The 22,443-nt window shown below is 59.4% G+C and carries 12 protein-coding genes; 4 read left to right on the top strand and 8 right to left on the bottom strand.

Going from position 1 to position 22,443, the window contains the following annotated elements; genetic code table 11:
- Entirely contained in the window at positions 1-1,623 is a 1,623-nt protein-coding gene (locus tag ALP40_RS08660) for a methyl-accepting chemotaxis protein (RefSeq protein ID WP_122207882.1), read from the bottom strand.
- 369 nt (positions 1,624-1,992) lie between these two features.
- On the opposite strand from ALP40_RS08660, the gene ALP40_RS08665 reads away from it, so the two are divergent.
- On the top strand, positions 1,993-7,953 hold the full coding sequence (locus tag ALP40_RS08665; RefSeq protein WP_122207883.1) for an NEL-type E3 ubiquitin ligase domain-containing protein: 5,961 nt from the start codon (positions 1,993-1,995) through the stop codon (positions 7,951-7,953).
- Positions 7,954-8,001: 48 nt separating this feature from the next.
- Here the strand turns inward: ALP40_RS08665 and ALP40_RS08670 are convergent, their stop codons facing one another.
- Positions 8,002-8,742 (bottom strand): tellurite resistance TerB family protein, encoded by a 741-nt coding sequence (locus tag ALP40_RS08670; protein ID WP_122207884.1) that lies wholly within the window; start codon positions 8,740-8,742, stop codon positions 8,002-8,004.
- A gap of 288 nt (positions 8,743-9,030) precedes the next feature.
- Here ALP40_RS08670 and ALP40_RS08675 point away from each other — a divergent pair, with 288 nt between their 5' ends.
- A complete protein-coding gene (locus tag ALP40_RS08675) occupies positions 9,031-11,130 on the top strand; it encodes a response regulator (protein WP_122207925.1) in 2,100 nt (699 codons plus the stop codon).
- Positions 11,131-11,282: 152 nt separating this feature from the next.
- On the opposite strand, the gene ALP40_RS08680 is transcribed toward ALP40_RS08675, so the two are convergent.
- The 3 genes from ALP40_RS08680 to ALP40_RS08690 all read right to left on the bottom strand — a co-directional run bounded on the left by ALP40_RS08680 (position 11,283) and on the right by ALP40_RS08690 (position 14,819).
- The gene (locus tag ALP40_RS08680) at positions 11,283-12,389 is read right to left on the bottom strand and encodes an NADH:flavin oxidoreductase/NADH oxidase (RefSeq protein WP_122207885.1); all 1,107 of its coding nucleotides are present in this window, start codon (positions 12,387-12,389) and stop codon (positions 11,283-11,285) included.
- Positions 12,390-12,498: 109 nt separating this feature from the next.
- Positions 12,499-14,214: a single-stranded-DNA-specific exonuclease RecJ gene (gene recJ, locus ALP40_RS08685; protein WP_122207886.1), complete on the bottom strand. Its 1,716-nt coding sequence runs from the start codon at positions 14,212-14,214 to the stop codon at positions 12,499-12,501.
- Positions 14,215-14,276: 62 nt separating this feature from the next.
- Positions 14,277-14,819, bottom strand: a complete 543-nt coding sequence (locus tag ALP40_RS08690) for a YaeQ family protein (protein WP_122207887.1) — start codon at positions 14,817-14,819, stop codon at positions 14,277-14,279.
- A 253-nt stretch (positions 14,820-15,072) separates the two neighbouring features.
- Between ALP40_RS08690 and ALP40_RS08695 the strand changes: the two genes are divergently transcribed.
- A complete protein-coding gene (locus ALP40_RS08695; RefSeq protein WP_122207888.1) occupies positions 15,073-15,951 on the top strand; it encodes a TIGR02285 family protein in 879 nt (292 codons plus the stop codon).
- A gap of 112 nt (positions 15,952-16,063) precedes the next feature.
- Here the strand turns inward: ALP40_RS08695 and ALP40_RS08700 are convergent, their stop codons facing one another.
- On the bottom strand, positions 16,064-16,360 hold the full coding sequence (locus ALP40_RS08700) for a DUF3509 domain-containing protein (RefSeq protein ID WP_122207889.1): 297 nt from the start codon (positions 16,358-16,360) through the stop codon (positions 16,064-16,066).
- A gap of 334 nt (positions 16,361-16,694) precedes the next feature.
- Here ALP40_RS08700 and ALP40_RS08705 point away from each other — a divergent pair, with 334 nt between their 5' ends.
- Complete coding sequence (locus ALP40_RS08705; RefSeq protein ID WP_122207890.1) at positions 16,695-17,357, top strand: response regulator transcription factor; 663 nt, start codon at positions 16,695-16,697, stop codon at positions 17,355-17,357.
- 9 nt (positions 17,358-17,366) lie between these two features.
- Here the strand turns inward: ALP40_RS08705 and ALP40_RS08710 are convergent, their stop codons facing one another.
- Both ALP40_RS08710 and ALP40_RS08715 read right to left on the bottom strand, forming a co-directional pair.
- Positions 17,367-18,596: an EAL domain-containing protein gene (locus ALP40_RS08710; RefSeq protein WP_122207891.1), complete on the bottom strand. Its 1,230-nt coding sequence runs from the start codon at positions 18,594-18,596 to the stop codon at positions 17,367-17,369.
- Positions 18,597-18,716: 120 nt separating this feature from the next.
- Complete coding sequence (locus ALP40_RS08715; protein WP_183136021.1) at positions 18,717-22,334, bottom strand: ATP-binding protein; 3,618 nt, start codon at positions 22,332-22,334, stop codon at positions 18,717-18,719.
- Positions 22,335-22,443: the final 109 nt, after the last annotated feature.

Here is a 22,443-nt window from a genome sequence, read left to right on the forward strand (position 1 = left end):
TCAGACTTTGAATCGCGAAACGCCACCGCGCAGCCCGACCGCCACCTGACTTAACTCGTCGATGGCGAAACTGGCTTGACGCAATGAGTCGACGGTCTGGCTGCTGGCGTCGGCCAACTGCACCAATGCCTGATTAATCTGCTCGGCACCCGTGGCTTGTGCCTGCATGCCTTCGTTGACCATAAGCACACGCGGCGCCAGGGCCTGAACCTGATGGATGATCTGCGACAGCTGCTCGCCTACCTGAGTGACTTCGTACATGCCACGGCGCACTTCTTCGGAGAACTTGTCCATGCCCATGACACCGGCAGACACGGCCGACTGAATTTCGCGCACCATCTGCTCGATGTCGTAAGTGGCCACGGCGGTCTGATCGGCCAGGCGGCGCACTTCAGTCGCGACCACGGCGAAACCACGACCGTACTCCCCGGCCTTCTCGGCTTCGATAGCGGCGTTGAGCGACAGCAGATTGGTCTGGTCGGCGACCTTGACGATGGTCACTACCACCTGATTGATGTTGCCCGCCTTCTCGTTGAGGATCGCCAGCTTGGCGTTGACCAGATTGGCCGCGCCCATGGCCTGATGCATGGTGTCTTCCATGCGGGCCAGACCCTGCTGGCCGGAACCGGCGAGAACCGAGGCCTGATCGGCGGCAGACGTAACCTCTGTCATGGTGCGCACCAGGTCGCGAGACGTCGCGGCGATTTCTCGCGACGTGGCGCCGATCTCAGTGGTGGTCGCAGCGGTTTCGGTCGCAGTCGCCTGTTGCTGACGCGACGTGGCGGCGATTTCGGTCACGGATGTGGTGACCTGCACGGACGAACGCTGCGCCTGCGAAACCAGTGCAGTCAGTTCGGTCATCATATCGTTGAAGCCGGTTTCGACTACATTGAACTCGTCCTTGCGCGCCAGATTCAGACGCGACGTCAGGTCACCCGTGCGCATGGTTTCCAGAATCCGGACGATGAGTTGCATCGGCGAAATGATCGAGCGCATCAGCAGCAAACCGCAGGCCGCGGCCGCTATGACAGCGATCAGCAAGGAAAAAATCATGCTGATCTTGGCGGCCAGCACGGCATTGACGATGTTGTCAGTGGCACGGTCGGCCAGTTGCTTGTTGGCCACGATCAACTCGTTGAGCTGCTTGCGCCCGTCCGTCCATACCGGATTGGCCTCGCCGTAAAACTCTGCCCGTGCACCTGCATAGTCGCCACGTTCATATTTGGTATGGACCTCGGCGAGCATCCGGGAATAGGTTTCACGGCGTTTTTCGAAGACCGCAAAGCGGGCTCTGTCGGCGTCATCGAAGATGGACTTCTTATAACCATCCATCTGAGACTGCAACGCATCGTCGAAGCCCTGAAACTGATCCTTCTCCTGCTTGGTCAGGGCACGCCCCTCACCTTCGCCGATCAACTCCAGCGTGCGGATATAACTCTCGCCCCAGGCACTGCGCACAAGGGTGCTGTAGTAAACACCTGGCAGCGCATCGAGACGAACCTGTTCTTCACTGGACTCGATCGACAACAGGCGGGAATAAGACACAACCACCATCAACAGCATGATTGCAATGATGACGGCAAAACTCGCCAGAATTCGTTGGCGCAAGGTCCAGTTCTTCACAGTCAGCCCTCAAGAGTTCAACAACGGCATCCGGCCGTGTTCATGACGCGGGGGACCGACAGACGGCCCAAGCGGCGTGAGTATAGCCCAGCCGATCATCTATTCGCGGGCAATGCGAAAATGAAATCAAAACACTCATTTGCGTGTAATAACACGTAGGCAAACACGCAAAAAAAATGTCGAACGACTGACACTACCCGCAACGTGTCTATCGGCAGACATCGACATCACAATAGGTCGCAAAGACCAAAAGGCTGGAAAAACCAAGTAAAGAAGAAGTAGGTCGGTGCGCACATAAATAGTTACGGCTTGGGGACCGGAACACAAAAGTAAGCTGCGCCGCCTATTCATTCACGACAAGGCAGTTCAATGATTGATCAACACGTGCCGGCAACTATGCCGGCCGGCCCCCACACTCAATTGATAAACGACAAAGCACCGCAATGGCTGATCCAGGCGAGCCCTGAATGCCGAGCCGCCATACGCGCGGCCTCAACCCGCTCGGTGCCGTGGCTACCAAAGGCGCGCACGTCCAGCCCCGAACAGGTCAATGAGCTGCAACGGCTTTACGACGAGCATCGCCAGAAAGAACAGACTGTACTTAGCCTCCTGGATCGCTTGCCTGCGCTGGAAACCTTTGCTCGCCCATTGCTGACAGCGGCGATAAAAGCGCGATTCGGGCTCGAAGTGGACGTCACTCATACCTGGCTGCTCCATGCCAGACGAGCCACAGTGGACCCGTCTTTCCAATCGGCCTCCAAGGACCCGATGACTCAGGCCAATGTCGCATTGAGGGCTGCCACACAGCCGTTGCTCACGACAGCGCTGCAGAATTTCGAGGCTTGGGAGACCGCGCCAGGTGCAATGGATGCCGGAAGCGGGATGCAGGCTCAGGTGTTCGCTTCGTACGAAATCCTGGGCAATGCCATCACGGGTCAGCCCTTGTCCATCTCTCCCACAGGTTTCGCAGCGCTGTGCCGGGAACTGGACTTGGGTGGACAGTACCAGACGCACCTTGAATCGCTCTTCAATCCACCGCCGCTTGCCGGAAAGACAGCGCAAGAGGCCGCGCAGCAGATACAGGCTGACTTCATGGCCCTGGAAGCCTCGTCCATGAAACTGCAGTTGCTGATCGCGCTCATGAAAGAGCTGATCAGCCCACCCATGTATGACGCGTTAGTGCAACAACTGGAGGACAAAAAGGAGGTCAGCCTTGAGGGTTCGCCCTTGATGTGCAGCACCTTGCAGCTCTGGAACGTCGGACTCAACGGCATTGTGGTGTTTGGCAAAGACCGCGAAAGCGCAAACCATGTCGAGAAGATAGTCGTTTACATACCGGACGACCCCATTGCACCGCTCAAGGAGTATGAGTCGGTGGCGATGTTTCTGAACTCACTGCGTGACCGGATGTTCATCAAAGGCTACCTGAGTTTCTTCAAGCGTTTTATCCCGGCGCGTCATCAAGGCGCGCTGCTGGGAAAACTGTTCGACCGCCTTCACCCGAAGGTCCATAAAAACGGAATTCTGGAGCGCCAGGACGATAAAAACGCACGGCTGGACCTGCGCGAAACGCGACTGACAGGCCCTTTGCTGGACAACCTTTACGCGCGCAAATGCGCGGCACTCAAAGATGACGCGTTGTTTCATGGCGTACCGACGGCGAAGCAGGACCAGAAGTCCTCTGCCGAGCGGGTGCAGTACTTCACGGACAAAGTGTTCGACGCCTTGAACATCGCCGCATTCGTTATGCCGGGGCTGGGCGAGGTCATGCTGGCCGTCACGGCCGCCCAGTTGGTCCACGAGGTGTACGAAGGCGTAGAAAGCTGGACCCATGACGACCGGCAGCAAGCCGTGGCCTACCTGTTCGACGTGGTGGAGAACATCGCACTCATGACCGCGCTGGGTGCAGCAGGTGCAAGTGCACCGGGCATGGCAGCCGTGCAGGTGCCCGATGTCGTCGCCAGTCTGGAGGCCGTGGAGCTGCCCAACGGCGCCACGCGGCTTTGGAAGCCGGACCTGACGCCCTTCAGCCACGACATCGTGCTGCCCGATGGCTTGCAGCCTGATGCGCTCGGCCTTTACCACCATCAAGGCAAACGCTGGCTGCCGATTGACGGAAAAACCTATTCCGTCATCCCGTCATCCGATGGCAGTGGCTATGCGATGGAGCACCCTGAACGTCCCGAGGGCTATCAGCCGCCCCTGCGACACAACGCAGCGGGCACATGGCTGCACGCGCTTGATCGCCCTCTGGAGATTCAGGGCCTGACGCTGTTTCGACGGCTGGGGTATTCCAGCAAAACGTTTTCCGACCTCGCCGCCAGACGCATTCTGGAGGTCAGCGGAACCGCCGAATCGGTGATGCGCCAGACACTTCAGGATCTGGACCGCCCGCCTGCACTGCTCGAAGACACAGCCCGTCGTTTCAAACTGGATGAGGAGCTGGACCGCTTCATCGAACACATGCAAGCCAACGATCCCGACGCTTCACCGCTTCTTCAGCTTGAACTCCTGAGTCAGGAGCCCGGCTGGCCTGATCGGCGCGCATTGCAATTGCTGGACAACCAAGGCGCGCAGCTGCGCACTTTCACGCCCGCGCACTCCATTGATCCTGCCGACACCCTGAGCGTGCGCATTGATCGGCCCGATGTGCTGCGTCAGGCGCTGGAAGGTTTAAGCAACGCCGAGGCCATGACGCTGCTGAACGAAGAGTTCGGAGCCGGTCAGATGGGCGTGTCGTCAAGATTGACCACCCTGCGAGCCAGGCTGGCTGACCGCGCCCGCACGGACAGAGCCCGTTTGTTCGAGCATCAGTACCACGCCTCGGAAACCGCCGACATCGAAAACGGGCTGCCGATCAGGCAGGCATTCCCCGGGCTGCCGAATCGGATAATCGAAGAACTGGTCCGACATGCGACGCCGGAAGAATTGAGTCAATTGGCCGATGAGCAGCGCGTCCCCCTGCGCATAGGCGAAGAAGCGAACGTCTATCTGCAACAGGTACGCCTGGCACGTGCCTACGAAGGGCTGTACCTGAAGTCGGTGTCAAATCCGGACACCGACCGCCTGATTTTGCACAGCCTTGAGACCTTGCCGGGGTGGTCGGCGCAGATCAGGCTGGAGGTTCACGAACGCTTTTTCGGCGGCCCCTTGCTCGACAGCGTAGGGCCGCAGGCGGCACCGATTCGCAAAGTGCTGATCAAGGAAGGCGATCGTTACCAGACCCGCGACGCCGACGATCAGCACTTGCATGGTCTGGACGATCTGTACAACGCCATTCTCCATGCCCTGCCCGACACGCAGCGCACGCAGTTGGGCATTCCCAATACCGGACAGTCGCACGCACTGGAAAGACTGATTCAGCAGCAACCGCTGGCGCGCCCGGCGCTGGCTCCGGTGCTCAACATGCAAGCGATCAAACCCGGCTCCCGATCCCCCATGCGCCTGGCCGACGGTCGTCTGGGTTATACCTTGAGCGGACGTGGCAATCCCGACTGGCACATGACGGATGAAAGCCTGCTGGACAAAATCCGAATGCTTGAACTCGATGACGCGTTCGCTCAGGAGATTCTGAGCCGTCTGCGTCACGCAGGCTGGAATAACCGAAGCATTGATCAGCGGCTCAATGCCTTGCTGGAGGAGCAGCTCGTATTGCGCGCCAGCATGACCCGGTGGACCGACGAGGTTGTGGACTTTGCTCCCATGACCCAGGCCCATGTCGACAGCCGGATGCGCATCAGCGCAGCGATCTGGCGGCATTGGCGTCTCAACAATATGCCCGAGATTGGTCGCACCTTTGAGCCGTTGCGGCTGGCCTCGGTTTCCCTGACGGATTTTCCCGAACACCTGCCGGACTTTATCCATTCCCGGGTGACCGGGCTGCACCTGGAAAACATCACGGCCGACAGCCGACTGCCTTCCGGCAGCGAACCGACTGTGTCGGCCGACACGCCATTGTCCCGGCAACTGAGCAGCAGTGAGGCGCTGGGGCGTTTTCTCAAGCGTTTTCCAAACACCCGATCATTGCTGCTCTCCAGCGAGCCAACGACCCTCTTGCCGCCCGAGTCGTCAGGCTTCATCAATCTGCCTCGACAAGTAGCAGGCGCACTGCCTCGGCTTACCGAGCTGGGACTGGTCAATCAGGGGATCTTTCTGGACCAGTCTCAAATGGATGTCTTCCGGGAGTTGCCCGACCTCAGAAGGCTGGACCTGAGCGGCAACCGACTGAGCGCGATGCTGCCTATGGACCTGGGCTGGCTGCGCCTGGAACGTCTGACGCTGGAGAGAACCGGCTTGCACGGTTGGCCAGCCTGGCTGAACGAACTGATACCCGGCCACGTTCAGGAGCTTTCGGTGGCTCACAACACACTGACCGAATTGCCGGAGCACCTTCTGGACAATCTGCCCGGTCTTGGACTGCAGACGCTCATCGATATCCGGGGCAACCACCTGTCTCGCCCTACAACGATCAGGGCGCGCATCAACGAAGCTGCGCCCGACCGCTCGTTCAGGTTCCTCATGGACATTGCTCCTGCTGTGCAGGCCGCGCTGGAGCAACAGTTGCAAATGGGCTCGGTATTGACGACCGCGCTTGAGCAGTGGGCCCAGGCCGTTCACTCATTGAGCGGCCCGACTGAGCGAACCCTTGAGGCCAGGCGTCACATCGGCACGCTGATCATGGATCACTGGCGCACATTCAGTCTTGGGCAAATACACACGCCTCTGCGCCTGGTCAACATTGCGCTGGCCGACTTCCCGCCCAGGCTCCCCGACTTTTTCTATCGTCAAGTGCGGTATCTGCACCTGAGCAGAATCACCGGAACGCCCGCTGATCTCGAACGACTGCTGCTGCCGTTGAGCGAACTGACCAGCCTTGAAATGGACGGACACATCACGCCGCTCACGCAACTGCCTCAGGCCCTGCTGGAAATCCGGTCACTGCGCACGCTGAGCCTGAACGATCAAGGCATGTTGATCGATCAGGGCCACATCGATTTCTTCAGCCGGATTCCCACGCTCGAGCGGCTGGAACTGGACAACAACCGGATCGGCAACCTAAACAGTCTTTCAGGCTTGACCCGCACCGGCTTGAACTGGCTATCGCTAAACAATGTCGGGCTGAGTGAATGGCCGGTCTGGATCAATGATTTGATTCCGGCACCGCTCAGAACATTGCTGCTGGAAGGCAACCTGATCACCGATTTGCCGGACGCTATCCTTGCCAACCCCGAAAACCCACACGCGCACACGGAAATCAGCCTGCTGAACAACCCGCTTTCCGCAGCCACCCTGCAACAGGCACAGAGGTCGGAGCGTTACGGACGCTCGTTCAGCTTCGACATGGACCTGCCGCCCGAAATGATTGCGATGACCCGAGCGGCACGTTGGGGCTCAAACTCGTCACTGTCCGAATACCTGTCGTCCACACCGGACCCGGACAGCCCTGCGCCGACCCCGGAACCGGTCACCGTCGACCCCTGGCTGGACGAGGCCGAGCCACGAAGTATCGACAGACGCCAGATGTGGGAGCAACTGGAGGGCAGCGAAGACGCGCGTCATCTGCTGGACCTGATCGGCTCGCTGCGCCATACCGCCGACTATCGCAACCCTTCCAGCCGCTCCACTCTGGTGGAGCGCGTCTGGAATGTGCTCGCTGCGGTCAGCCTGGACCCACAACTCAGGCTGACCCTCAACGGCATTGCCGAAGAGCCCCTCACGCTGTTCCGCAACCACAACACGTGCCCTGACGGTGTCGTGCTGGAGTTCAATCAAATGGAAGTGCTGGTATTTACTCGCCAGTCCTTGCGAGACGTCGCTCCCGAGCAGCGCGGCGCTCAGCTTTATCGTCTGACCAGGCGCTTGTTCCGGCTCTCAGAGCTGGACGCAATCGCACGTGAGCAAGCCGGAAACAGGGACGAGGCGGAAGTCAGATTGGCGTATCGCACCCACTGGGCCAGTGCATTGGAGTTGCCGGTGCCGCCGGAAAGCATGCTGTTCGAAGCCCATGCCGCGATTCGACCAGGTGAGTTCGATCAGGCGCTGCTGCGTGTCCAGTCAGGGGAACAGGGCGAGGCATTCTTGCGCTACGCCGCGCAGCAGGATTACTGGGTCCGCTATCTGAGAGAAGCCTGGCCGGACCGATTCGAAGTGCTTGAACGGTCGTATCAGAACGACCTGACGCGGTTGACTGACGAATTCGAGCGTCGCCAGATCAGTCTTGATCATCCGGAATATGAGGCGCGCATCAGGGAGTTGGAGTCCTTGGTCAAGGAACGGCAACTGACGCTGATCAGGGAGCTGACCAACGCTGAAAGCCTGGAGCATCCGTGACGTGGCGGGACGCCTGACCGCCGAGCGGTCAGGCGTCCATCGGTCGGCTTAAAGCGCGTCCCGGACCTGCGTCTCAAGCTCGGCCTTGAGGCCGGGTTCAAGCTTCAATTGCCGCGCTAGCTCGTCAAGGTAGGCGCGTTCCATGAAGTGCTCCTGATCGACCAGCATGACGCTGGCGATATACATCTCCGCCGCCATTTCCGGGGTTGTCGCAGCTCGCGCCACCTCGGCAGGGTCGAGGGGTTTGTTCAGTTCGGCATGCAGCCAGCTTTGCAGGGTCTGGTCGGGACTCAGCTTGTTGAACTCACCCTCGATCAGCTCGCGTTCGCGCTCGTCGACATGACCATCGGCCTTGGCGGCAGCCACCAGCGCCCGCAGAATCGCCTGACTGTGGAGCTCGGCTTCCGATTCAGGCAAGCGGTCGATGGTCTGCGGCTCGCGTTGTCCCGCCACACCCTGGCTCGCCTGCCAATTGTTGTACGCCTTGTAAGCAATCACACCCAAGGCCGCCAGGCCGCCATAGGTGAGCGCCTTGCCACCCATGCCTCGCGAGCGCTTGCCTTTGAGCAGGCTCATGGCACCGGCCGCCAAGGCGCCGCCGCCAGCCCCGGACAGCAGGCCGCCCAGACCGCTTTGACCACTGCCTTTATTACCGCCAAGCAAACTGCCCAGGCCGTTCATCAATGAATCACTGCTCGAAGACGACTTGCCAGACTTGCCGTTCACCTTGTCCTGCAACATGTTCTGGCCAGACTTGAGCAACTGATCGAGTAAACCACGCGTATTCACAGGAACCTCCACAGGTTAGTCAGATGGATGATTGACCCGCAGGTTAAGCAGAAGTGACCGTACGCCGATGGCGGGTGTGCTTCCAGATGTTGCAGATGAGCGAATCAGGGTCGCAGGGCGCAGAAGGTTTCTGGACAGCCAGTGCAACCCTGTCAGCTCGAAATAGTCCATTCATGTAGACGTAAACAGACGACAATAGCGACCTTTCAGCTGGAAAAGAGCATCAGCTCGATCACTACCTATGAATTTTGCAGGAACACCTTGCAGCCCATCGGGAGTTTGCCTGAAGTGATATCACACGTTGGCTTCCCTGCTGGCTGCAGTGAGGCAGCCGAAACCATCAGGTCCAGGGATTGGAGCCTGACACCGCTGGGTGCCTTGTCCGAGTGGCCTGTGTCGCTGAAGAACGCACTCAATCTGATCCTCAACAGCCCGGAGTCGATGTACCTGCTGTGGGGGCCGGAGATGATCTTTTTTCACAACGATGCCTACGCGCCAATCCTCGGCCCGCGCAAACCTTATGCAATCGGTGCCTTGATGCACGAGTTGTGGGCAGATGTGTGGGACCAGGTATTGCCTTTGGTCCAACAGGCGATGAACGGCCAGGCCGGCCGCTGGAAGGACATGCCGTTGACGATGGCTCGCTTCGGCGAGGTCGAACAGACCTGGTGGTCATTCTCGTTCTCGCCCCTGATCGACGAGCATGGGGTGACCGTGGGCATGTTCTGCGCCACCAACGAAACCACCCGGCATGTCCTTGACCAAAGGGCCCTGAAGGCCAGTGAGGATAAACGGCTGGCTCTGATCGAAGAGTTGATTCAGTTGGAAAAGCAGCAAACCGCCAAACTGGAACAGCGCACGCTGGAGCTCGATACCTTTTGGAACATATCGCCCGACCCGCTGGCGATGCTCGATTTCAGCGGCATCTTCCTGCGGGTCAACCCTGCCTGGACCAACCTGCTGGGACGCAGCGAGCGAGAATTGGTCGGCACATCGATCATGGACCTGCTTCACCCGGACGACGTGGCCGACACCCAGAACGCCTTGCTGCATACGGTCAATCACGTCTTGCCGCTGTTCGAAAACCGCTATCGGCATGTGGACGGGACGTATCACTGGTTCGGCTGGACAGCCGCGCCGAGCAACGGTGTGATCTTCGCATTGGGCAAACACCTGACCGATGAGAAACAACGCATTGAGGCACTGCGCGTTACAGAAGAAGCCTTGCGTCAGTCGCAGAAGATGGAAGCGGTCGGACAACTGACCGGCGGCCTGGCCCACGACTTCAACAACCTGCTGATGGGTGTCACCGGCAACATGGAGCTGTTGCAGGCCCGCGTTAAACAGGGCCGTTTTGCAGAGCTGGATCGTTACATCGGCTCGGCGCTGGAGGGTTCCAGACGAGCAGCCTCGTTGACTCATCGCCTATTGGCTTTTTCACGCCGCCAGACACTCGCCCCAAAGGCAACCAATGTCGACCGACTCGTTGCAGGCATGGACGAGCTCATCAGACGCACTGTGGGTCCTGCCATCGATATGCACGTGCGGGCTCAGCCGGGGCTGTGGTCCACGATGGTGGACCCCCATCAACTGGAAAATTCGCTGCTTAACCTGTGCATCAACGCCAAAGACGCCATGCCGGATGGCGGGCAATTATTGATCCAGACGAGCAATCGCTTTCTGGACGCCACGACGGCGGCGACCCATGAATTGCCTGCGGGGCGCTACGTTGAGCTGACGGTCAGCGACACCGGCACCGGTATGGCGAAAGAGATCATGGGGCGGGCATTCGATCCGTTTTTCACAACCAAGCCCATCGGGATGGGAACCGGGCTCGGACTCTCCATGATTTACGGATTCGCCCGCCAGTCAGGCGGTGGCGTGAATATCTCCTCTCAAGTGGGCCAAGGCTCGACGCTGAGTATTCTATTGCCCATGTTCGAAGGCGACGCGGAAGTCCTTGAACAGGATGTCGCTCTTCCAGCCGTGCCGACACAGAAGGCCGGCGGCGAAACGGTGCTGGTCGTCGATGACGAACCCGCTGTGCGATTGCTGATAAGCGAGGTGCTGGAAGAGTTGGACTATGTCGTGCTGCAAGCCGATCAGGGCTCCACGGCATTGGTCATCCTGCAATCCAAAGCGGCCATAGATCTGTTGATAACCGATGTCGGCCTGCCCGGCGGGATGAATGGCCGGCAGGTCGCCGATGCGGCCAGAGCGGTGCGTCCCGACCTGAAGATTTTGTTCGTGACCGGTTATGCCGAAAACGCGGCGCTGGAACATGACACGCTAGAGCCGGGCATGTACGTGCTGCCCAAACCCTTCGCCATCGCAGCGCTGACCGCGAGGGTGACAGAGCTGCTGGACAGCGCCAATGAGCGGCTATAACGGTCGGATCTGCCGCTGACCGTGTAACAGAACCGTAGAAGCGCTTGCCCGCGATGGCGTCATCTCAGTCGCAAAGATAGCGCCTGAAAAACCGCCTCGCTGGCAAGCCGCCTCTCACATCGATGCAGACCAAGCCCACGCAAGAGGTGTCTTCAGTCGCGCAAATCGGACTCGTGAATCGGTTGGTCCCGATGAGTCGCGCGTTGATATTGCGCGGGCCAGGTGGCGAGGCGACCGCCCAGATCATCGTCGGCGTGCAACGGCCAATAAGGATCACGCAACAGTTCTCGGGCCAACAGGATGATATCGGCTTGGCCGGTACGCAGAATGTGTTCTGCCTGCGCAGGGTCCGTGATCATGCCAACCGTGCCAGTGGCGATGCCGGACTCCTTGCGCACACGCTCGGCAAAGCGTGTCTGATAGCCGGGGCCGACCGGAATTTCGGCACTCGCAGCCGTGCCACCTGACGATACGTCGATCAAATCCGCACCCAGGTCTTTGAGGCGACGTGCCAGTTCTACCGTCTCGTCGGGGTTCCAGCCATCTTCCACCCAGTCGGTCGCGGACACCCGCACGAACAAAGGCAGTTCTTCAGGCCAGATGGAGCGGACCGCTTCAGTCACTTGCAGCGTCAGGCGAATGCGGTTTTCAAACGAACCGCCATATTGATCGGTGCGCTGATTGCTCAGGGGTGACAGGAACTGATGAAGCAAATAACCATGCGCCGCGTGAATTTCCACCACCTTGAAACCCGCGGTGAGCGAACGGCGTGCCGCGTCGACAAACGCTTTGATCAGTTCTTGAATCTGCGACTCGCTCAACTGGACCGGCACGGTGTGCTGCGGGTCGAAGGCGATCGCCGACGGACCGACCGGGGTCCATCCCCCTTCGCTTGCCGGGATGCTGCCATGCTTGCCCAGCCAAGGGCGCCAGGTGCTGGCCTTGCGCCCGGCGTGCGCCAGTTGAACGCCCGCCACTGCACCCTGCGCGGTAATGAAGCGCGTGATGCGTTGCAGCGGTTCGATCTGTTCGTCGTTCCACAGGCCGAGGTCTTCAGGCGTGATGCGGCCCTCCGGGGTCACGGCCATCGCCTCTGTAAGCACCAAGCCGGCGCCGCCTACCGCACGGCTTCCCAAGTGGACCAGATGCCAGTCATTGGCCAGGCCATCGACACTGGAGTATTGGCACATGGGCGATACGGCGATCCGGTTGCGCAGGGTCAACTGGCGTAGGGTATAAGGCTCAAGCAACAGGCTCATGGCGACCTCTCATGTTGAAAATTCGGGTGTCCAGGCTCGTTTTGGTGAGCGGTTTTACTGGACAGAGCCTAGTCGACAACCCAAGAGCCTGACGGGTTCCTGCTTATTCTCAACGTGGCGCGAGGTGTACCACCATCAACTGCACGGTTTCATTGCCACGGAACTCATTGAGATCTAGCTTGTAAGCCAGTTCGACCCACCGAATAGTAGGGTTGGGCCAGATGTCACGGTCTACGCTGAAGGCAATACCGTCCAGCTTCACGCTGCCGCATTCGGTCTTGAGCACCATCTTCAAATGCCGCTCACCCACCACACGCTGCTCCACCAACTGGAACACACCATGAAACAACGGCTCGGGGAAGTGCTGCCCCCAGGGACCGGCATTACGCAGCGCGCGGGCCAGCTCAAGGTGAAACTCCTCTGCCGCCAGCGGGCCGTCCGACAGTAAACGTCCGGTCAGGTCCTGCTCGTCGAGCTGACGCCGTACTTCCTGATCGAACGCTTCGGCGAACGCCGGGAAGTTTTCTTCAGGCAACGAAAGCCCCGCCGCCATCGCGTGCCCTCCGAACTTGCTGATCAGCGTCGGATGAGCCGCCGCCACAGCGTCCAGCGCGTCACGAATATGGAAGCCGGGTACCGAACGAGCCGACCCCTTGAGCACCCCCTCCCCTGCGCTGGCGAACGCGATGGTTGGGCGGTGATAGCGCTCTTTCATGCGAGAGGCAAGGATGCCGATCACCCCCTGGTGCCAATCCGGCTCGAACAGACACAGGCCGAACGGCATGGATTCCACGGGCAAGTCCTTGAGCTGAGCCAGCGCCTCACGCTGCATGCCCTGCTCGATGGATTTGCGGTCCTGGTTCAACTCGTCCAGTTGCACCGCCATTTCCCGCGCCAGGGTTGGGTCTTCGCACAGCAGGCATTCGATCCCCAGGCTCATGTCATCCAGCCGGCCCGCCGCGTTCAGGCGCGGACCGAGAATGAAGCCCAGGTCGGTGGAGGTGATGCGCGAAGGCTCGCGCCGGGCCACTTCAAGAATCGCACGCAAGCCGGGACGCGCGCGACCGGCGCGAATACGCATCAGGCCTTGATGCACCAGAATGCGGTTGTTGGCATCCAGTGGCACCACGTCAGCCACGCTGCCCAGCGCCACCAGATCCAGCAGTTCGCCCAGATTGGGCTGAACACGTTGAGCGCTTTCGAACCAGCCGGTTTCACGCAAGCGGGCACGCAGCGCCATCAACACATAGAAAATAACCCCGACCCCCGCCAGTGATTTACTGGGGAACGTGCAGCCTGGCTGATTCGGGTTGACGATGGCATCCGCCGCCGGCAGTTCGTGCCCAGGCAAATGGTGATCGGTCACCAGCACCTGCAAGCCCGCTGCCTTGGCCGTCGCCACGCCCTCGACGCTGGAGATCCCGTTGTCCACCGTGATCAACAACTGCGGCTTGCGCTGCAGCGCAACTTCGACGATTTCCGGCGTCAAGCCATAGCCATACTCGAAACGGTTCGGGACCAGGTAATCGACATGTTCGGCGCCCAGCAGGCGCAACCCCAGTACACCGACCGTGGTTGCGGTTGCGCCGTCGGCATCGAAGTCGCCGACGATCAGCATGCGCTGGCGCTCACGCAATGCGGTCACCAGCAGGTCCACGGCGGCGTCGATGCCCTTGAGTTGCTGATACGGGATCAACCGCGCCAGCCCCTTGTCCAGCTCGGCTTCACTGGCCACCCCCCTCGCCGCGTAGAGACGAGTGAGCAGCGGTGGAAGATCGCCCAGAAAAGGCAGGGTGTCAGGCAACAGACGAGGTTCGATGCGCATGCGGGTCAGCTGATTCTCTAGTGTGTATCGGTGATCATGATTCGGGCTATGCCGAACGGGGCTTAGCCACGTTCGCCGGTCAGCCACTGCAACTGGACTTCATGCTGGCCACGGTCGTCGGTGACGAACACCGTGCCCTCGCTGATCATCACGTCCCACTTGATGACGCGTGGCATATCTTTGGCAAGCACTTCCAGAATTTCCTGCGGCACCGCCGCGATGTTCACGTTCTTCAGGTTCTTGATCGCGGGGATGACCTTGCCTTCCCATACGCGCAGGCTGCCATAGGCAAGCAGGCTGGTGCGCTCAGTGCGGCGCGAGCACCACGTCAGGCGGTCGGCGTCGGGCTGGCCCACTTCGATCCAGTGCAGCACACGATCATCCAGGCTTTTTTCCCACAGCGCCGGTTCGTCTACATCAGACAGGCCGCGACCGAACGAAAGCTGCTCGTTGTACCAGAAGGCATACGCCAGCAGACGCACGGTCATGCGTTCTTCGGTTTCGGAAGGGTGACGGGCGATAGTCTGCTTGACGGTTTCGTAAACGCCCCGGTCAAGATCGGTCAGGTTCAGTTCGAATTTGTAGGTCGTGGACGGCTGGGCCATGAACGGGCTTCTAGAGTCTGGAGGAAAGGCGCCAAGTCTAACCGATGCAGAGGCCCTTGAACGAATCGGCTCGAGTATGAGCTGGCCTGGCGACTGCAACCGAGTCAGCCCGTCCACTTGCCGGATAAGCAAAATCGGATAGCCTCATTAACGCCAGACCGCAGCAATATGTGACGTCGACGTCGCAGTGCGACTCAAAAACCTGTCTTTGAACACCATCGGCCTACGACATCTTCGAGCAAAGGACAGACGAATGACGCTTCGTGCCCCGTATCGCGCAATGCCCCACCTGTTGCTGGCGCTCCTCTGGTTCGCTGTGCCCAACGCAAGTCAGGCGCGGGAAACGTTGACCTGGTTGCTGCGCGACCTGCCGCCCTCGACCCTTTTTGCAGGCACGATGCAGGGCCAGGGTGCCATCGATCAACTCATGCCTATCTTGACGGCCAGAATGCCGGAATACGATCACGTGCTGATGCATGTGAACAGGGCCAGAGCCATGCAGATGCTCAACGACGGGGCTGCGCTGAGCTGTGATCCGACCATGCTGTGGACGCAGGAACGTGCCAGAACCATCATTTATTCCATCCCGATCTTCGTCCTGTTCAGCAGCGGCCTTATCGTGCGCAAGGAACACTTGGGCAGGTTCGAACCTTTTATCTCGCAGGGCCAAATCAATCTTCAGGCGCTGATGGCCAGCGAGACCGTCAAACTGGGCGTGGTTGCAGAACGCAGTTACGGGGGATTGATCGACAAGACGCTTGATGAAAGCGATGAGCAGACACTGAGCTTGCATTATGGCAGTGACGCCGTCGGCAGCCTGTTGCAGATGGCGCGTGCCGGGCGGTTGGACGGTTTGCTCGGTTTCTGGTTCGAAGTGCGTTATCAAGCGATGCAACAAGGCATTGACCCGCAGGAGCTAGTGTTTCTGCCGATCGCCGACAACCCGCTGTATCAACTGGCCTATATCGGCTGCAGCGACACGCCTGAAGGCAAACATGCCATGCAGCTCATCAATCGCGAGATGCGCACGCTGCGCGAGAGCGCACTGATGGGGTTTTACGCGCGATGGCTGGACTCTGAGCAGCAACAGAGCTACCTGAGCGACGTGAAGGTCATTTTCGACAAGCAGTAAGAATGTGAGACAAACCCCGAGCCGTGCACACCTGCCCGGGGTGGAACTGGCTGTAAAACCGTCGTTTTGCGTCGCTACGTAAGGTGCGCGTTGTCAGGTAAACGGTAAACCACTAAGCGAACGCGGGTGTTCCCACGAACGTCCGGCTCAGGGCGGCGTTGCGCATCGCGGCGATCACGCACGGCTCGATCCTGCCTTCAGCGACCATCAGATCCCGGTGAAGCCCATCGACTACATCCGTCAGTTGGCGCTTATCGCTCAACTGATCAGCAGTGAATACGCGTGAAATCACGCAGGCACCGGTTGCATCTTTCAACGTCACAAGACGTTCGCCACGTGCGCCAGCCTGGCCAATAGACGCCTTGTAAGGAGCCAGCGCTTCGCTTAGCAGTAAGCTGATATTTTCCATCTAGATCACCACTCAACAGTTTGAATGCAAAGGTGCTAATCAATGACCGTCGGCGATAGCAGAAAGTTCTTTTCTGCCGTCGCAGTCATTGCGACGTTTTCTGAATTTGAGCATGCCAGTGGAATGTGACAGGGAAAAAACCCGAGACAAAACTAATCTGTCGGGCGCATCGTTTGAAAACGACAGCCATCAAACTCGTCGAATTGCGATCAGACTGTAGGATTTTTCAGCAAAAATACGCTCAATTTCCGACAAATCTCAGTCGTTGACGCACCGTTCATAAACACTGCCTTCAGATGAAATACCATGAGCCACCTTCCGACGGAGCCTTGCCTTGAGCGCGTCCACTGATCACCCGTTGCGCATCATCGTGGCTGATGACCATCCCATTTTCCTGATTGGATTGCGCGTGGTGCTTGAGCAGGACCACGCTGCGGTGGTCGTGGCCCAGGCCAGCAATCCCGACGAGTTGCTCATGGCGCTCAACAGGCACGCCTGTGATGTGCTGGTCACCGACTTCATGATGCCCGTGGAGCAACAGAACGACGGCCTGCGCCTGCTGCAACGCATCCGGCGCGACTTCCCCGATTTACCAGTGGTGGTGGTGACCATGTTGAGCAACGCCGGACTGTTTCAGTCCATGCTGGACCTCAATGTGCAGGGGTTGCTGAGCAAAGCCAGCGTCGCCGGAGAACTGCCCACCGCCATCGAAAACGTACGCCGCAAACGTGTTTTTCTAGCCGATTCGGTGCGCAGGGTGTTGCAGGACGCTCAGCACCAGGGGCCTGACACGCCGCTGCCGCTCGAACAGTTATCGCCCCGTGAAATGGAAGTGTTGCGTCTGTTTTCCGCCGGTCATGCGGTGGGCCGGATCGCGACACAGCTCAATCGCAGCAAGCAGACGGTCAGTGCGCAGAAAGTCAGCGCCATGCGCAAGCTGGGCCTGGCCAACGATGCGGCACTGTTTATCTACGTGCAGGAGCATGGCCTGTCGTAAGCGGATTGCCTAAAAAGTTTCTGCGGTTGGACTGCGTTCGGCCAGCCATCTGGCAAAATCTGCGGCGGGCATCGGACGAGCGATGAAATACCCTTGAATCGAGGGCGCTCCCAGCGTGAGCAGGCTGTGAAAGTCATCCAGCGTCTCGACCCCTTCGATCACTACCGTCATGGACAAGCGTTGCGCCATGACCATTGCACCGGCGACCACAGCGGATTTGCGGGAGTCCTCTCCCATCCCCCGTACGAACGGCGCTGGAATCTTCAGCTCGCTGAACGGCAACTGCAACAGCCGCTCGATGTTCGACGCCCCCATGCCAAAGTCGTCGATCGACAAGGTGCAGCCCTGCATGCACAGGCGTAACAGGCCTTCCATTTGCCAGCTCTGCGCTCCATCCGTGTCCTGCTCAAGGATTTCCAGGGTCAGTACACTGGCAGGCAGCTCATGACGCGCCAGCGCCTGCATGACTTGCTCGGCAAACTCGACGTGCTGAAGCATCTGCGGAGCGATGTTCACCGACACCGGCATCGCCTGTCCCTGTCGCCTTGCCATGCCCGCCGAAAACGCCAACGCCTGATCCAGCACGCGCCAGGTCAACGTCTCGATCAGGCCTTCGGCCTGAACCATGTCCATGAAAAGACCCGGCGCTAGCAGCCCGAGCGTGGGGTGCTGCCAGCGCACCAGGGCTTCGGCACCCAGCACAGTGCCGTCGAGGCCAACTTTGGGCTGGAACCAGGTTATCCACTGCGTCGCGCAACTGGCAGGGTTTTGGGCGTCGACAAAGAGTTCATGAGCACTCAAGGTATCCGAAGACTGGCGCTCTAGTGCCGACTCTTCGACCCGCAGAACCTGTGGTTCATAGGCGTCGAACAACTCACGCAAGGCGGCAGCGGAAGCGGGCTTGGGCAGGCAGCCCAGCACTTCAAGCCCCTGCGCAGCAGCCAGACGCGCCACCCCCTCCAGCACACAGGTCGTGGTACTGCTGAGTATGATCAGCGCGTTGGCCATCTTCTCAGACGCCAGATACCGGATCAGTTCAAGACCGTCCGGCCCTTCCATCTGCAGATCGCAGATCGCGATATCGACAGCGCCACGGCTGTTCAGAGACTCCCGAGCCGCCGCCACACTTTCCGCCGTTCTTACATCGAAAATCTGATTGGCGTTGAGCATCTGATGCAGCGCCATCAGTTGAAAGGGATGATCTTCCAGAACCAGAACCTTGAGTGAACGCACAGTCATGCCTACCGGGTAGAAGCCATACGGCCAGGGAAGACCCTACTCTAGGCACTTTGCGAGGTGCGCCCCATAGGACGAGTCCTAAAACGTCCAGATCGACGTGTGCGGTTTGCGCACGGCCGCTCAGCCAGACGTGGATGAGCGCTGCGGGACGGTCACCAGACGCACTTCGATGTCCGCACGCAAATGCCCGATGGCGACTTCCAGCGCGGGCCAGCGCTCAAGCGTCTCGGCGTCGGCCTCGCGACTGACACTCTCTTCCAGCGCCATACATGCCCTGGCCAGCGGCAACGCGTTGACGAGGCTCGCGGCCCCCTTGAGACGATGCAGGGAGGCGCCCAGCACGTTCCAGTCGCGGGCATGAACGGAAGCTTCAAGGGCGGTGTGTTCGTGCAGAAGATTTTTCCAGAGTTCGCTCAGCAAACGCTGCATCTGCTGTTCGTTGGCCTGGGTCATGCGCTGCAATGTATGGACATCGAACGTTGGCTCGCGTACCCATTTCGCCAGTTCATCCGACAGGCGCTCCAGCGACAAGGGTTTTACCAGCAGCCCGTCCATCCCCGACTGTTCACAGCGCGGGCCTTCATCAATCAGGGCACTGGCGGTGCAGCCGATGACCGGACACCGTTGGCGCATCTCTTGAGCCTCGATACGCCGGATGGCTTGTGTAAGGGCGTAGCCACTGATACCGGGCATATTACAATCGGTGATGACCGCGTCGAATTCATCCTCTCGCCACACCTGCAAAGCGCTCTCGCCGTCCGCCACAGACACGACCTGATGCCCCAGAAATTCAAGCTGCCGGGTCAGCACCATGCGGTTGGCGGAAAGATCATCAACCACCAGCACGTAAAGGTTTTGCTGATCAGAAATGACGCCGTGAGCGTCTTGCCCGGGCTGCGGCGCACCGGTATGTTCGACGCGGGCCAATGGCAGGTCGATGGCTATTCGCGTGCCCTTCCCCGGCTCGCTGTGCAGGCTGATATCACCTTTCATCAGCTCGACCAACTGCCGGGAAATACTCAGGCCCAGCCCTGTACCACCGTAACGGGAGGCGGTGTCGTCACTGGCCTGGGTAAACGGCTGGAACACCTGCTGCTGACGCTCGGGCTCGATACCTACGCCACTGTCCTGCACGCAGATACACAGACGCTCCGATTCATCGGCTTCACATGAAGAAGATGCCTCGCTTGCCTGCACGGTCACTACCACCGAACCGTGACGAGTGAACTTCAGCGCGTTACCCACCAGGTTATGCAGCACCTGACGCAACCTCATGGGATCCAGCCAATAATCGCCTTTCACCTCTTCGGCAACGTCCAGACGAAGGGAAAGGCCCTTTGCCTGGGCCTGAGCGGCAAACAGCTGAACGATTCCCTCAAAGAAGCCCTGCAAAGACGTCACCGCCAGCGAAAGCTGCATGCCACCGGCTTCAATCCTGGCCAGATCGAGGCTGTCACCCACCAGTACCACCAGTTCCTGAGCCGAGCGATGCGCCACCTTTAACGCCTCGGAAGGCTGCTGGCCAAGGCGTAAAGCCTGCGCGCACTCAAGCTCCAGCAAACCGATGATCGCGCCCATCGGCGTACGAATCTCATGGCTCATGGCGGCCAGAAAAGCGCTCTTGGCCTCGTTGGCCTGATCGGCCTTGCGCAATGCCTCTTCAAGTTGCTGTTCCAGGCGCTTGCGTTCGGTGATATCGATCCAGCCGCCGAGCAGGCCCTGCAACTGTCCGTCGGCCCCGAAGAAGGGCACTGTCCATTGCCAGGCATCGACGCGCTTGCCATGCAGTTCCATCATGCGGTCGGCAAAGATCGGCTGATGGTCATCCAGCAGTCTTACGTAATCGGCTTGCATCTGTTCGGCCACCGAGCGAGGAATCAGGTCAACGTCCGTCAGACGTCGGCCATTCATCTGCTCGAAACTGACATTGAAACTGTCCTCGTAACTTCGGTTGCAGGAAATCAGACGCCCCTTGAGGTCGCGCACATAGATGGGATTTGGAATGCCATCGAGCAGCGCCCGCTTGAACGCCAATTGGTCGCTTAGCTGTCGCTCCACCTGGAGACGCTGACGAATCTGCGCCTTCAATCTGCCGCTCCAGACCAGCGACACCAAACCGACCAGCACTGCCACGACCACCACCCAGAAAACCCATTGCGGTATACGGTTCCAGAGCGAAGGTTGAGGCAACGTGGAACCCAGCCACTTGACCCGAATGGAACGCAACTCGGCGACCGGAAACTCTTCAAGTGCCTTGTTGAGAATGCCAAGCAGTTCAGGCTGTGACTTGATCACCGAGAAACGGTCCGGTGACCATTTCCCATCCACGCTGCGGGCGACCTTCAGTTGCCCTGCCGGATACAGGTAGGCACCTGCCTCATTCTGGATAGTTGCATCGGCTACACCGCTTTCCACCATTGCCCGGGCCTGCTCATAGGTGTTGGTGAGTTTGAGCTGGATCAACGGGTATTCGCGCCTGATCTGATCTTCAAGGGCGTGGCGGGCGGGCAAGGCAAGCACCTGGCCTTCCAGGCTGGCGAGTGAAACGTCAGCGGGGCTACCAGAACGCACCACGAACACCCAACTGTTGCCGCCAAAGGAATAGGTGAAATCCAGAAAGCGGCGACGTTCCGGGTTCTCGGCCAGCGTGGTGTTCATGTCCGCCATACCGGCGCGCAGCGCTTCGATGCTCTGCTGCGTGGAAGCCACTTCACGGTGAATGAATTGCAGCCCCGTCATACGCGAGATACGCGCCAACACATCAACATTGAGCCCCACCCAATGACCGTTCTTGTCCTTGTAGATATAGGGCGGGTGCTGGGTGGTCGATACCGTCACGCTGGGATGCTTGACGATCCAGCGTCGTTCGGCACCTGTGAGGCTGATACGCTGCCCGGCCAGATCCGCTCCCAACCCTACCGTCCAGCGACCGATCACTTCGCGGAAAACCGACGGTTCGATGCTGGCCAGGGCACGGTCGATAAGCCCGAGCAGCCGCTGTTCCTGCTCGCGCACCGCAAACGCGAAGCCAACGGGCGGCAATGCACTTTCAAACTTGATCTGCAGGCCAAGGTAAGGGCGCAACGCGATGTAGGAGCGGACAATGACTTCGTTACCGATGAACACGTCCGCCTCTCCCTGACTCAAGGCTTCGAGCGCGCTGTAGAGGTTGGGGGCGATGACGATTTCGCTGTTCGGATAGATACGATGCACAACGCCGAGGTCCGCGTAGCCGTCCAGCAGTACAACTCTTTTGTCGGCCAGGCTCAACGAGGGACTGACATCGTTTCCGCGCCCCACAACGACGGAACGATCAGGCATGTACTCCGTTGAGAAAGCGAGCCCTTTGACGCCCCGCTCGAACCCGTTGGCACTGGTCAGGACATCGATATCGCCCTTGCGCAGTGCCTCGATGGCCTCTTCACGCTGGGCAAACCCCTTGACCTGCATCGACACATTCAACTGGTCGCCGACCAGCCCCAGGTAATCGGCACTGATGCCTTGGTAGCGATTGCGGTCACTGGTGATATCGATAGGTTCGTAGTCGGCAATGGCGATGCCGACTCTAATATTTTTGCGCTGCTCGAGCCATTGCCGGTCCGATGCATTCAGAGGCAGATCCTGAGTGGCCAGAAAGGGGGCGGCCAGGTTGAAGGGCAGGCTCTGCGCAGCCTTGGCTGACTGAGCGATAACAAGCATCAGCACAGACAGTATCGCGTACCAGACCCAATCACCCATCACCTTGCCTGTCACCCTGACAATGCCTTGCATACGTGCTTGCTTCACAACGACTGACTCATCTGTATGGGCTGAAAACTCCTGAAGTTTGGCACGTAGAAACAAGAAG

This window comes from Pseudomonas viridiflava (assembly GCF_003702045.1).
In the GTDB taxonomy this organism is placed as follows: domain Bacteria; phylum Pseudomonadota; class Gammaproteobacteria; order Pseudomonadales; family Pseudomonadaceae; genus Aquipseudomonas; species Aquipseudomonas viridiflava_C.

Coding starts and splice junctions, on each gene's coding strand:
- ALP40_RS08665 (WP_122207883.1), top strand. CDS start 1,993: ATGATTGATCAACACGTGCCGGCAACTATGCCGGCCGGCCCCCACACT.
- ALP40_RS08680 (WP_122207885.1), bottom strand. CDS start 12,389: ATGAGCCTGTTGCTTGAGCCTTATACCCTACGCCAGTTGACCCTGCGC.
- recJ (WP_122207886.1), bottom strand. CDS start 14,214: ATGCGCATCGAACCTCGTCTGTTGCCTGACACCCTGCCTTTTCTGGGC.
- ALP40_RS08690 (WP_122207887.1), bottom strand. CDS start 14,819: ATGGCCCAGCCGTCCACGACCTACAAATTCGAACTGAACCTGACCGAT.
- ALP40_RS08695 (WP_122207888.1), top strand. CDS start 15,073: ATGACGCTTCGTGCCCCGTATCGCGCAATGCCCCACCTGTTGCTGGCG.
- ALP40_RS08700 (WP_122207889.1), bottom strand. CDS start 16,360: ATGGAAAATATCAGCTTACTGCTAAGCGAAGCGCTGGCTCCTTACAAG.
- ALP40_RS08710 (WP_122207891.1), bottom strand. CDS start 18,596: ATGACTGTGCGTTCACTCAAGGTTCTGGTTCTGGAAGATCATCCCTTT.
- ALP40_RS08715 (WP_183136021.1), bottom strand. CDS start 22,334: ATGGGTGATTGGGTCTGGTACGCGATACTGTCTGTGCTGATGCTTGTT.